The sequence below is a fragment of the Staphylococcus pseudintermedius genome, assembly GCF_001792775.2.
GTDB lineage: Bacteria > Bacillota > Bacilli > Staphylococcales > Staphylococcaceae > Staphylococcus > Staphylococcus pseudintermedius.
Window position 1 is genome coordinate 79,621 of the sequence record NZ_MLGE02000006.1, and the last position, 13,039, is coordinate 92,659.

The following is a 13,039-nucleotide window of genomic DNA, read 5'->3' on the forward strand; positions in this document are numbered from 1 at the left end:
TAAAACGTATGGTTGATAAGTAGTTTTTACGAATGTAGCACGCAGAAAGCTAACGGTTGATGCAAGTTAGCACAAACGTAGAGATGAATTGGGCAATCGCAATATACGACCAATTGAATTGTAATCAAAAGAGCGAACATGGTATAGAAATTCATGTTAACTAAGGTGGCACCACGGTAACGCGTCCTTACAGAAGAGACGTCTACTGTGGTGTTTTTTAGTTTTTGTCGGCTATCTAAAAGTATCTCAAAGCCATTAATGACGTCCGTTTCGTTGAGGTGAGGCGCCTCGTAAAGTGAGTCAAAGTGAAGCAATAACTTAGATTGTGTGGAGGTGGGTTTGGGACATAGAAAATTTCAAGCCTCAATCCATTCATAGGTTGATGGTTCATTAATGACTTTAGAACAGTCGGAAAGTGATGGAGAATGGGATAGAAAAAATTGATGCTATTGGCTTTCTTGATTTCATAAACTTGCCCTCAGTTTCGCTGTATTTCATATAAGATTGTCCAGAGGGCTGAGACTCCTGAGGGATCAGCTGGTCCGGAAAATCCAATTCGGCATCCATCTAGTGTACACTTCAATCAAGCCGAATTTAGTTGAAGGGCCAGCCCCTAGGAAAGCGAAGCCACTATGGCAATCAAAAGCAAAATTCGTAGGGAGAGGGCAAGTTCAACAAAAATACTTCATCAATAGCATGAAAAATTTTAATGTCCCATCTCCAAAAATTAAAGAAATGCCTTATAAACGGAACAAAGTGAGTCGTGTTCCTTTCAACCGAAACAAACAATTGTGAGGTAAGAAAAAGTAGTTTGAACAATCGGTAGTTCCAGAAAATAGACGGCTGATGCGAGTCTATACCGACCTCAAGTGAATTGGTTCTTACTTGAAGCAACCAACTGAATCATAACTTAAAGCGAACAGTGACAATACTGTTAACAAAGGTGGTACCGCGCGTGAGCGTCCTTTCGGAGGACAATCATGCGCTTTTTTTAGTGCCGAAAATTGAAGGAGGAGCCCTATGAACATTGCCTATCGCGTTTTAGATGCACCGATCAATCCAGAAACATTAGCACGACATCGTCAACATAAAATTGTATTAGAAAGTGCCACAACATCGCAAACAAAGGGGCGATATTCTGTTGTCGCTTTTGATGCTTATGGGGAAGTCATTTTAACAGAATCACAATTAAATATTTTGGCCCCGCATCAAACGATTCAAGAAACGACTGCACCGTTTGAACAATTGAAAGCTTTTGTAGGGCAATATCACGCACAGATTTCTGAACCAGAGCTTGAGGTATTACCTTTCATTTCAGGCTTTGTCGGTTATTGTAGTTTTGATTTAGTCCGACACGCGTTTCCAGTGCTACAACAATATCCGGCAGCAGGTACAACGCATGATGTTCATTTTTATATGATTGAATCGGTATATGTATTTGACCATTATAAAGAACAAATTTACGTGATTGCGACAAACCTCTTTTCTAAAGCGACGGAACATGAATTATATGAGCGTCTAGATGAGATGATTGCGGAATTCAATCAAATTGAGTTGTTTGAAACGACGCAAGTACCTGATTTACCTGAAAAAGTGATTGAGCCGAATATTGATGAGGCAACGTTTATTGCACAAGTACAGCAATTTAAAGGACGTATTCAACAAGGTGATATGTTCCAAGTCGTCCCATCACGCATTTATCGTTATGCACATCATTTTGGTGAACAATTGCATCCATTGACGTATCAGTTATATCAAAAATTGAAAAGGAACAATCCAAGCCCTTATATGTTTTATTTTAATATGGGTGGTCCTATTTTAGTGGGGAGTTCTCCTGAAAGTTTTGTGAAAGTCAAGTCAGGCAAAGTGATGACGAATCCTATTGCAGGAACCATTAAACGCGGCACCACTGATGAGGAAGATCAACAATTGGCAGAAACCTTGTTAAGTGATGAAAAAGAGTTGAGTGAACATCGGATGCTCGTTGACTTAGGACGTAACGATATTTTACGTATTGCTCAACCAGGAAGTTTGGAATTGACGAAATTGATGACGATAGAACGTTACGAACATGTTATGCATATTGTCAGTGAAGTTATTGGTGATGTGGACCCAACACTTTCTCCTATTGATGTCATTGCGAGTTTATTACCGACTGGAACGGTATCAGGTGCGCCGAAATTACGTGCGATTCAACGTATTTATGAAACGCAACCTTTAAAACGTGGTGTTTATAGTGGTGGCGTCGGTTATATTAATTGCGACCATACGTTAGATTTAGCACTCGCGATTCGTACGATGGTCATTGATGAGACCTATGTGCATGCTGAAGCAGGGTGTGGTGTTGTCTATGATTCGATTCCAGAGAAAGAATTGGCAGAAACACAATTGAAAGCTAAAAGTTTATTGGAGGTCACGCTATGATTTTAGTCATTGATAATTATGATTCGTTTACGTATAACCTTGTCGATATGTTTCGCTTAAAGGAAGACGTTGTGGTGAAGTATCCGGATGACGACACATTGTATGACCTTCAACCAGATGCACTTGTTATTTCGCCAGGTCCAGGACATCCCGATGATACGACGCGACTCCATGAGATTATCGAGCATTTTAAAGGTATACCGATTTTAGGAATTTGTCTCGGTGCACAAGCATTGTATCGGTATTATGGAGGCCGAGTCGTCGTCGCGTCGAAGGTCATGCATGGCAAAATTGATACGTTACAATTTGAAAAGTCGACACTGTTATATAAAGGGATTTCAGAACATTCTGATATTATGCGCTATCACTCGCTCATTTGTGAAGAACAGTCGTTACCTAAAGGAATCCATATTACCGGTAGAACAAGTGACAGTATTCAATCGTTTGAACATCGAGTCCGACCGCATTATGGCATTCAATATCATCCGGAATCATTCGCAAGTATCGCGGTATCGGGCATTGTAGAAAACTTTTTAACAATCGTAAAGAAAGGTGTGTTGCCACATGACGTTACTGAATAAAATGATGAACTTTGAAGCACTCAATCATGAAGAAATGGGCGCGTTTATAGCGACGTTATTATCTGAAACGACGCCATTAGAAGATAAAGTCGCATTACTTGTCGCTTATACGATGAAAGGTGAAACATCAGACGAATTGTATGCGTTATGTGAAAGCTTGATTCATACGATGTACCCTGAACAACCGCAATATCTAGGCAGTATGTGTGTCTGCGGGACAGGTGGCGATGGCTCGAATAGTTTCAATATCTCCACAACCGTATCATTTGTGGCGGCAAGTGGTGGTATTGAAGTTGTTAAACATGGTAATAAAAGCGTCACATCACAGTCAGGGGGCATGGATATTTTACAAGCGATGGGCATAGCGACGACCCCTGTACAATCTGTGGTGCAACAGTTAAAAGATACACATTTGGCTTTTGTTAGTGCGACAGAATCTTACCCTGTGATGAAAAATATGCAGCCGGTCCGTGTGAAAGTGGGACGTCCAACAATTTTAAACCTTGTCGGCCCGATCATTAATCCGTTTGCGTTAGATTATCAGTCGATGGGGGTGTTTGATCCGACGAGAATGATAAAAATTGCTGAAGTGTTACAGCGATTAGGCCGTAAAAGAGCTATTGTCATTCATGGGGCGAATGGCATGGATGAAGCGACGTTATCGGGTGACAATCAAATCGTTGAAATGGACCAAACGATAGGGATTCGTGAATATACAGTCAATGCGGCAGATTATGGATTGCGTTATGCACCAGATGAAGCGCTTCGAGGTGGGACGCCAGAAGAAAATAAGGAAATAACACTAAACATTTTAAATGGAACGGATCAATCTGTAAGGAGAGACGTCGTGTTACTTAATGCAGGACTTGCGTTTTACACAGCGGAAATTGTCGACACGATTGAAGCAGGGATCGCCCACGCAGCGTCATGTATTGATTCAGGCGCTGCATTCAAACAATATGAACAAGCAGGAGGTGTAGTCGTATGACGATTTTAGATGACATTGTCGAATATAAAGAGCAGTTACTCGCTGAAGGTTACTATGAAACGTTATTGAACAATTTAGAAGAAGTAGCTGTGTCACACAAACGGACTGTAGCGGAACAATTTGAAAATGACCGTACAATTGGTGTGATCGCGGAAATTAAGTCAAAAAGCCCGACCGTTTTAGATATACCGGACCGTAATTTAGAGGAACAATTGCGATTGTATACAGCAGGAGGCGCATCAGCGATATCGATTTTAACGGATGAACAATATTTTGGGGGCAGTTATGAACGGATGGCAGCCTTGACAAAACAGACTGATGTGCCGGTACTCTGTAAAGACTTTATGATTGATGAACGACAAATCGATGTGGCGAAAAAAGCAGGGGCGTCTATGATTTTACTCATCGTCAACATTTTAACAGATGAAGCATTGGCGCGATTACATGATTATGCGACAGCTCTCGGATTAGAAGTGCTTGTGGAAGTCCATGACCGACAAGAACTGGCACGAGCACATCGTATTCGACCGCAATTTGTTGGTGTAAACAACCGTGATTTGAGAAGTTTTAAGACTGATGTCAGTCATACCGGACAAATTTTAACTTCACGACACCCGGGTATACATTACATTTCAGAAAGTGGCATTAAGACGGTGTCGGATATCGAAACGCTTGTACCAACTAGGATTGCAGGCGTACTGATCGGTGAAACATTGATGAAAGCGAATGATCCACAAGCAGAACTCCAAAGCTTTAAATTGCGTAAAGAGGTGTAACATGTATTTGAAATTTTGCGGATTTACACAAGAAGAAGACATCCGAGAAGCAGTCCAGCACGATATACAAGCAGTCGGATTTATCACGTATCCCAAAAGTGCACGCTACGTTGATTTAGCGCAACTGCAAAAACTAACTGCGCACGTTCCTAAAACGATGGATCGCGTGGCAGTGACTGTGAACACAACGATGGCACAACTAGAAGCCATCATCGAACAAACTGCTATTAATACGATACAGTTTCATGGTACCGAATCAATAGACATGATTGCTACAGTGAAGGCGCGCTATCCTGACATACAATTGTTTAAAGCGATTCCTGCCGATGAAAAATTGTCGGACAACATCGAACGTTATGGAAATGTTGTTGATCGACTGTTAATTGATACACCGTCTAGCGCTTTTGGAGGCACAGGACAAGTATTTGATTGGCGTGTGTTGGATACGTTGTCGACGTCGAATTGTTTGGTGGCAGGTGGCGTCAACAGTGAGAATGTACGGCAGTTAATCCAACGTCACCCGAATATTGCGGGTATTGACATTGCAAGTGGTATTGAAAAGGCAAAAGGCCAAAAAGATCATGACAAAATGGCATATATTGTAAAAGTTTTGAAAGGAGAATGACAATGAAAAACATTCAATTAGAAGCAGATGAACATGGATTTTTCGGAGAGTACGGGGGCAAATACGTACCCGAAACGCTCATGCCAGCTATCGAAGGATTGAAAAAGGCTTATGATGCGGCGAAACAAGATCCTGAATTTCAACGTGACTATCGTCATTATTTAAAACATTACGTTGGACGCGAAACGCCGCTTACGTATGCCGATTCTTACACGAAAGCATTAGGTGGCGCGAAAATTTATTTGAAACGTGAAGATTTGAATCATACGGGGGCACATAAAATTAATAACGCGATTGGTCAAGCTTTACTCGCGAAACGCATGGGTAAGAAGAAGCTTGTCGCTGAAACTGGCGCAGGTCAACATGGTGTCGCAAGTGCAACAATTGCAGCGTTATTCGATATGGAACTCGTTGTATTTATGGGGGAAGAAGATATCCGTCGTCAACAACTCAATGTCTTTCGGATGGAGTTACTCGGGGCGGAAGTCGTACCTGTGACTGACGGACAAGGGACGTTATCAGATGCGGTGAATAAAGCACTTCAATATTGGGTCGCACATGTCGATGATACACATTACTTACTTGGTTCAGCGCTCGGACCGGACCCATTTCCGACGATGGTGCGCGATTTTCAACGTGTCATTGGTGATGAAATCAAAGCACAACTTCAAGAAAAAGAAGGGCGTTTACCGAATGCCGTCGTCGCGTGTGTCGGTGGTGGTTCCAATGCAATCGGTACGTTCTATCCATTTATTGAAGATGCATCAGTGAAGTTGTATGGCGTGGAAGCAGCAGGGGAAGGTATCGATTCAGAACGACATGCTTTAGCAATTAATAAAGGAAAAAAAGGTGTACTCCATGGAACGAAAATGTATTTAATTCAAGATGACAACCATCAAATTAAATTGGCACATTCTATTTCAGCAGGCCTCGATTATCCGGGTGTGGGCCCTGAGCATAGTTATTACCATGACATAGGGCGCGTCGATTATGTCACTGCTGACGATAAAGAAGCGATGGAAGCACTCGTACGTTTCACAAAAGCAGAAGGGATTATTCCAGCAATTGAAAGTGCTCATGCTTTAAGTTATGTTGAAAAGCTCGCACCACAATTGGATAAAGATGACATTCTCGTCGTAACAGTGTCAGGTCGTGGTGATAAAGATATGGAAACGATTAAACATTATATGGAAGAAAAGGAGGCGTAACGATGCATGCGAAACAATTTGTAGCGTACATTATGGGTGGTCCAGAGTTTATAGCACAATTGAAAGCATTAGATGAAGTTGGCGCGGATTATGTTGAAATTGGTACCCCATTTTCTGATCCTGTCGCGGATGGTCCCATCATTATGGAAGCAGGACAGGCGGCGATTCGAGCAGGGATGACGGCCCAGAAAATTTTTGATCAGCTGAAAACAGTGAACGGTCAGCTCAACACACGTTATTTACTGATGACGTATTATCATACGATTGAAACTTATGGAGAAGCGGCATTTATGGCTGAAGCAGAAGCGGCCGGTGTAGAAGGGCTCATCATTCCGGATATGCCGTTTGAATATATCGAACAATTGAAAGCCCGTTATCCAGAGCGACAGTTGAAATTCATCTCACTAATCGCGATGACTGCTGCACCTGAACGACGTCAACGCATCGCTCAATCCGCTGAAGGATTTATTTATACGATCACAATGAATCAAATTACAGGTCAAAACGGCAATTTCCACCCTGAATTGAAGCAAAATATTTTAGATATTAAACAACATAGTGATGTGCCGGTGATGGCCGGATTTGGTATTCGTACACCTGAACATGTTCAAGAAATCATCGAAGTGGCTGATGGTGTCATTATCGGAAGTGAAATCGTTCGCCGTTTTAATGAAGAAGGCATTGAAGCAACGAAACAATATTTAGCGAGGGTTCGTGAAGCACTTGGTAAGCATCGTTCAACTGCACAGTAATTTGTCATATCAGTGTGAAGTTCAAACGCTATTCATTCAGGCACCCCCGTTATATAATAAGTGTCAGTATAAAAATGATACTTGTAGGGGTAAGTTTTAAAATAAAGAGGTGCTGAACAATGAATAAAGTGATGATTTTTGATTTAGACGATACGTTATATGATCAACTTTCAGGTTTTGAATATGCTTATTACCGTCATTTTGGTGATACGGATATCGGTGTAGAAAGGCTTTATCGTCATTTTCGTTTATATAGTGAAGAATTATTCGAAGCGACACAAACAGGCGCATTGTCGGTGCCGGACATGCATGTTGTACGCATCACACGTGCAGTGGCGGACTTTGATATCGAGTTGCCTGAAGAGAAAGCACATGCCTTTCAACGTGATTACGAATATGCGCAACAACATATCAAATTGTCAACTACGATTGTTGAAATGTTACAGTATTTAGTTCAAAAAAACGTCAAATTAGGTTTACTGACAAATGGGGAGTCAGACCGTCAGCGTGCCAAAATAAAAGCTTTAGGACTCGATCAATATATTCCAAAATCCAATATGTTTGTCTCAGCGGAACTGGGCTTATCGAAACCAGATCCAGCCATATTTGAAACAGTGGGCAAACAGATGGATGTCGGTGCGAGTGACGCATACTTTATCGGTGATCATTTTGACAACGACATTTTAGGTGCAATGCAAGTCGGTTGGAAGGCTATCTGGTACAATCGCCGCAATCGCCCGCAAACTGATATGACTAAACAGCCGACAAAAACAGTGATGACGGAAAAAGCATTGTTTGAAGCGATTCAAAATATCATTGAAAGTGCATAATATGAAAGCATGTGGAAGGATTAACGTTTCTTTCACATGCATTTTTAAATTTGTAATTAATAAGTCAATCTTAAGTAGGCTAATATGAAATCTAGCGAGTCAATATTCATTGCCAAGTGTGGTGTACTAACAAGGTAAAAGTAGTTGTAAGCACACGAACGAAAGCAAATGGAACGAATCTAGAAATAGGATAAAGAGTACAAGAAATTAGAAAAAAATATATATAAAACGCATAAAATGACAAAGTATATTACTGCGGTTCAGTGGGGTGGTATCTTTTTTATGACATTAAGAAAATCAATAAATTATACATAAAATTAATAGTTCTGAAACATCACTGTAACAATAAAATTAATATTTTTTAATATAATTATAGTATAAAGTAATTATAAGTGACATGCTGGGTATAATGTTGAAAGTGCATACAAGATATTAAAAGTGTAAAGGTGGAATAAAAATGAAAAGAAAAATTTCAATCATACTCTGCTTATGTTTTTTATTGCCTATACTAACCTTAAGTAGTGCGAACGCTCAACAGCCAAGCCCTGGAACACAAACGATAGTAGATACGCAGAAAGACCCTAATGGTAAATTAAACGCTAGATACGACCCGAGTTATACGCTTTATTGTTCCGCTGTTTTGATTACACCCAACATGTGGTTAACTGCAAAACATTGCGCTGGTAATCAAGAAAAAACAGGTTATATTGGTGCAGTGTATCCAGGTCAGTCCGGTGCGTCTACACCTTTTGGAATGATGAATATAAGTTTATATAAGCCAGACCCGGGTGTTGATATTGCGATTTTAAAAGGGACCGAAACAGATAAAAGTAGTGCTTATAAGTATTATATTAAAGGCTTTAAAACAGGTATTGTTGCTTATGATTTAGAGGGACTTAAGAAATTAATTGGAAAGAAAATATATAGTTATGGATATCCTGGTGATAAAGGTGAGACGAAGCAGTATAGAAGTGAAGGCATTATCACTAATGTTAACCCAATCACTAAGGAATTAAGTACTTCAATGCCATCCTCTCCTGGTCAATCAGGGTCGGGTGTGTTTTTAGAAAATGGCCAGTTTTTAGGTATCCTATATGGCAATGAAAATAGAACAACCTATAAGAGCGCTAAAATACAGCCTATCGATCAAAGATTAAAAACATGGATTGATAATAACAAAGAGTAAACAGATAAAAGTAATTCAAAAAAGAGAAAGACCTCCTGCTTTATAAACATCTCTCTTAGCACATAGGCAAAGGTGACTTGAACTGAAACGCTTTACCTCAGTTTAGTCATCTTTTGTCTTATAGTAAGCAATGTTCAAATTACATTTAAGTTCAATGAGCGTTTGCTAATCCCAAATTCATCGTATGTAATAACAATAAGACTGACATTTGAGTTTCCATTCCAACTCAATGCCAGTCTTATCCATCTTCTTAGATTTGTTTAACACAAGTGTCAAATCCGGCACTCACTTTACTGCGCCATAATGTTACGTGTTAATTTAATGCCTTGCTCAGGTGTTTCATATAGCGAAATGGTGTTGAGTGACACGCCTTCTGGCAAATACTCATTAAAGCGTAACCATATCCAATGTGCAATATTTTCGACCGTCGTATTCATATCTGGCAATGTATCATTAATCAACTGTCCATCTAATAAGGGTTCCAAATGTTCGCGGTACACTTTATCAATATCTTTAAAGTCGACTGCCATGCCATGTTCATCTGTTTTAGACCATAGCTCGACCTCTAATGTATACGTATGGTTTTCTAAATCGACATGTTCAGTATTTGAAAAGTAAATACGGTTATCACTCGTAAATTGATAGCGCGTCGTGACGATTAATGTTTTATGGTGGCGCGCAAAATGTTTCGGTGGTTGCACATGATCAAACTTTGACATGAATTCTCCTCTTTTCTGCCCTTTTTTACTAGCTTAACATACGTTTTTAGTGATGTCGCATATGTGCTTTTAAGCGATTGTCTCCCTACTTTGTATCAAACTGTTTATTTTTATTTAGAAATATATCCCCATGTTACATTTTTGGAAGTGTGATAGAATAAGAAATGACAACTTTATCAAAATATTCCGACATCAAGCAAATGAAATAGGGGGGATTTCAATGCAACAACAACGTCAACTTGAAATTGAACGACGATTGCGCGACATTGTGGGAGAGCGTGTGTTTGTCGATGTTGCACAGCGGGTGTCTTACGGTTATGACGGTTCATTTGGTCAATATTTGCCTGATTTTGTGACGCAACCGTTAGCAACGAGCGAAGTGCAACAAATTGTAAAACTTGCGAATGTGTATGATTTACCGATTTATCCGAGGGGCGCTGGGACGAACTTGTCGGGCGGTTCGTTGCCAGTAAATGGGGGCATTGTTCTTGATTTTTCACAATGGAATGATGAGGTGACGATTTACCCAGATGATTTAATCATTAAGACGAGACCAGGCGTGAAAACGGCGGATATACATGCGCTAGCAGAACAACATCAGCTCATGTATCCACCTGATCCGTCCTCTTCTTCTGTATGTACGATTGGAGGCAATTTAGCCGAAAATGCCGGTGGGCCGCATGGCGTGAAATATGGCGTTACGAAAGATTATGTGATTGGTTTAGAGGTCGTGACAGCACAAGGGGACATCATACGGACGGGCGGCAATACGATTAAAAATGTGACAGGTTACGACTTAACAAAATTACTCATCGGCGCGGAAGGCACACTGGGTATTATTACCGAAGCGACGTTACGTCTAATTCCGAAACCGCCAGCCACGCAAACCGCATTGATTGTTTTTGAAGATCTCGGTTCAGCAGGACGTTCGATTTCACAAATATTAACTTCAGGGGTACGACCGTCAAAAATGGAAATACTCGATCACCATGCGATAAACAAAGTTGTGGACTATGCGGGCATTGATTTGCCTAGAGATGCTGCGGCATTACTGTTAGTTGAAGTAGACGGTGATGAAGCGATATTACCGAAAGAACTTGAAACGATTAAAGCAGCACTCGCTAAAATGGGTGTGACGCAAGTTAAAATTGCTGGGTCCAAAGCAGAAGAAGCCGAGTTATGGCAAGTGCGTAAAGCGGTGTCACCAGCCGTTGTGGAACGTGGTTTTACGAAAATTTCGGAAGATGCGACGGTACCACTGAGTAAAATTCCGCACATGTTTGAGAAAGTTGATGAAATTAAACAAAAGTATGATTTGAATTTGGTTGTATTTGGCCATGCGGGAGATGGAAATTTGCATCCGACGATTAGTGCGAATATGCGTGATCCTGAAGCGGTAAAAAATGTGGAACGTGCGGTTGAGGAGATTTTTAATTATGCAATTGAACTGGGAGGAACGCTTTCGGGAGAGCATGGCATTGGTACGATGAAAAAGCCATTTATGACGCGTGAATTTGACCCAGCAAGTTTGGCATTTCAAAAAGCGATTAAAGATGCGTTAGATCCAGATCATCGCCTAAACCCTGGAAAGATTTTCCCGGCAACAGGTGAAACAAGGTTGGTGTTAAGCCATGACGACTAACTTAAAGGAACGTTTAGACTATGAAGCGACATTTGACTGTGTACAATGTGGGTATTGTTTGCCGGTTTGCCCAACGTATGTGTCATTCAAGAGTGAAAAACATTCGCCACGGGGTCGTATTAATTTGGTGAAAATGGCAGCAGAAGATAAAATTACATTGGCCGATATGGCATCTGGCATTGATTTATGTTTAGGTTGCCGTGCGTGCGAAACGATTTGTCCGACACATGTGCGCTACGGAGATATTTTAAGTTCAGCTGTTGAAGTGCTCCGCGAAGAACGCCCGCAATCACCTGTCGAGAAAGTGATTCGAACAGTGGCGTTTGAAGGTGTGTTAAAAAGTAAGAAAGCATTACGTCTAGTGAACAAAGGGCTCTATTTTTATCAACAGACAGGTATCGAAAAAGCGGTCACAGCCACAAAAATTTTGAAGCCACTTCCGAAATATGCACAACTCCAAAAAATGTTACCACCTGTGCGTCCAAGTCATCCTATTGAGGAAAGCGGTCATGAAGCACGTCCACATCAAATGAAAGTAGGCTTTTTTCAAGGCTGTATGATGGATGCATTTTTCAGTGAGGTGAATACACTTGCGATGCAGATTATGCGCCAACACGATGTCCATGTGACGAATGTACCGCAACAAACGTGCTGTGGTGCGCTTCAACATCATGCAGGGGAGACGGCGCATACAATTGTACTCGCAAAAGAGAATATTGTTGCGTATGAGCAGTATGATTTTGATTATATTGTGAATACGATTGGGGGTTGTGGCGCAGCATTAAAAGAATACCATTTGTTGTTTGAGAAAGGGACAATTTGGCGTCAGCGTGCTGAACAGTTTGTCGCAAAAGTTCGCGATATTTCTGAAATAATGGCACAAATTGAGTTGGAAATGACACATGAAGTGGCGTATCGTGCGGTATATCAACCGTCATGCCACCTAGAAAATGTTCAAAAAGTATTCGAAGCGCCTGAAAATGTATTGAAACGTGTACCTGGGCTTACGCTAGTAGAGATGCCATCCCAACAAATGTGCTGTGGTTCAGCAGGGATTTATAACCTTGTGCATTATGATGCATCGATGCAAATTTTAGATCACAAAATGAGCAACGTGAAACTAGCACGACCAGAGTTGATTATTACGTCTAATCCAGGTTGTCATTTACAGATGAAGTTAGGCGTGGAACGAGAAGGTTTAGGCCAACGCGTTGCAGTGAAACATATCGTTGAAGTAGTCGCAGAAGCATGTGGCATACGTGCATCGTAACGAAAAAAGTGGATATGGGGCATCAAAAGTTTTGATAT

The 13,039-nt window shown here is 40.9% G+C and carries 12 protein-coding genes; 11 read left to right on the forward strand and 1 reads right to left on the reverse strand.

Features of this window, described 5'->3' with window-relative positions; all coding sequences use genetic code 11:
• Positions 1–1,020: 1,020 nt before the first annotated feature.
• The 9 genes from BJK46_RS06350 to BJK46_RS06390 all read left to right on the forward strand — a co-directional run bounded on the left by BJK46_RS06350 (position 1,021) and on the right by BJK46_RS06390 (position 9,370).
• Complete coding sequence (locus tag BJK46_RS06350; protein ID WP_014612985.1) at positions 1,021–2,424, forward strand: anthranilate synthase component I; 1,404 nt, start codon at positions 1,021–1,023, stop codon at positions 2,422–2,424.
• Positions 2,421–3,005, forward strand: coding sequence for an anthranilate synthase component II (locus BJK46_RS06355; RefSeq protein ID WP_020219473.1), 585 nt, complete (start codon positions 2,421–2,423; stop codon positions 3,003–3,005). Before BJK46_RS06350 ends, BJK46_RS06355 begins: the two co-directional genes overlap by 4 nt.
• Positions 2,989–3,993, forward strand: a complete 1,005-nt coding sequence (trpD, locus tag BJK46_RS06360) for an anthranilate phosphoribosyltransferase (RefSeq protein ID WP_020219474.1) — start codon at positions 2,989–2,991, stop codon at positions 3,991–3,993. The genes BJK46_RS06355 and trpD overlap by 17 nt, the downstream gene beginning before the upstream one ends.
• Positions 3,990–4,769 carry an indole-3-glycerol phosphate synthase TrpC gene (gene trpC, locus BJK46_RS06365; RefSeq protein WP_101458199.1) on the forward strand — a complete coding sequence of 260 codons (780 nt, stop codon included), beginning with the start codon at positions 3,990–3,992 and terminating at the stop codon, positions 4,767–4,769. Before trpD ends, trpC begins: the two co-directional genes overlap by 4 nt.
• Position 4,770: 1 nt before the next feature.
• On the forward strand, positions 4,771–5,394 hold the full coding sequence (locus BJK46_RS06370) for a phosphoribosylanthranilate isomerase (protein WP_015729626.1): 624 nt from the start codon (positions 4,771–4,773) through the stop codon (positions 5,392–5,394).
• 2 nt (positions 5,395–5,396) lie between these two features.
• Complete coding sequence (trpB, locus tag BJK46_RS06375) at positions 5,397–6,602, forward strand: tryptophan synthase subunit beta (RefSeq protein WP_020219476.1); 1,206 nt, start codon at positions 5,397–5,399, stop codon at positions 6,600–6,602.
• Between the two features lie 2 nt (positions 6,603–6,604).
• A complete protein-coding gene (trpA, locus tag BJK46_RS06380) occupies positions 6,605–7,354 on the forward strand; it encodes a tryptophan synthase subunit alpha (RefSeq protein ID WP_063279009.1) in 750 nt (249 codons plus the stop codon).
• A 119-nt stretch (positions 7,355–7,473) separates the two neighbouring features.
• Positions 7,474–8,184, forward strand: a complete 711-nt coding sequence (locus BJK46_RS06385; protein ID WP_014612992.1) for an HAD family hydrolase — start codon at positions 7,474–7,476, stop codon at positions 8,182–8,184.
• Positions 8,185–8,641: 457 nt separating this feature from the next.
• The gene (locus tag BJK46_RS06390) at positions 8,642–9,370 is read left to right on the forward strand and encodes a S1 family peptidase (protein WP_014612993.1); all 729 of its coding nucleotides are present in this window, start codon (positions 8,642–8,644) and stop codon (positions 9,368–9,370) included.
• A 290-nt stretch (positions 9,371–9,660) separates the two neighbouring features.
• On the opposite strand, the gene BJK46_RS06395 is transcribed toward BJK46_RS06390, so the two are convergent.
• Entirely contained in the window at positions 9,661–10,089 is a 429-nt protein-coding gene (locus BJK46_RS06395) for a 6-pyruvoyl trahydropterin synthase family protein (RefSeq protein WP_014612994.1), read from the reverse strand.
• A gap of 220 nt (positions 10,090–10,309) precedes the next feature.
• On the opposite strand from BJK46_RS06395, the gene BJK46_RS06400 reads away from it, so the two are divergent.
• On the forward strand, positions 10,310–11,731 hold the full coding sequence (locus tag BJK46_RS06400; protein ID WP_015729622.1) for an FAD-binding oxidoreductase: 1,422 nt from the start codon (positions 10,310–10,312) through the stop codon (positions 11,729–11,731).
• Entirely contained in the window at positions 11,721–13,001 is a 1,281-nt protein-coding gene (locus BJK46_RS06405) for a (Fe-S)-binding protein (RefSeq protein WP_014612996.1), read from the forward strand. The genes BJK46_RS06400 and BJK46_RS06405 overlap by 11 nt, the downstream gene beginning before the upstream one ends.
• The last annotated feature ends 38 nt before the right edge of the window (positions 13,002–13,039 follow it).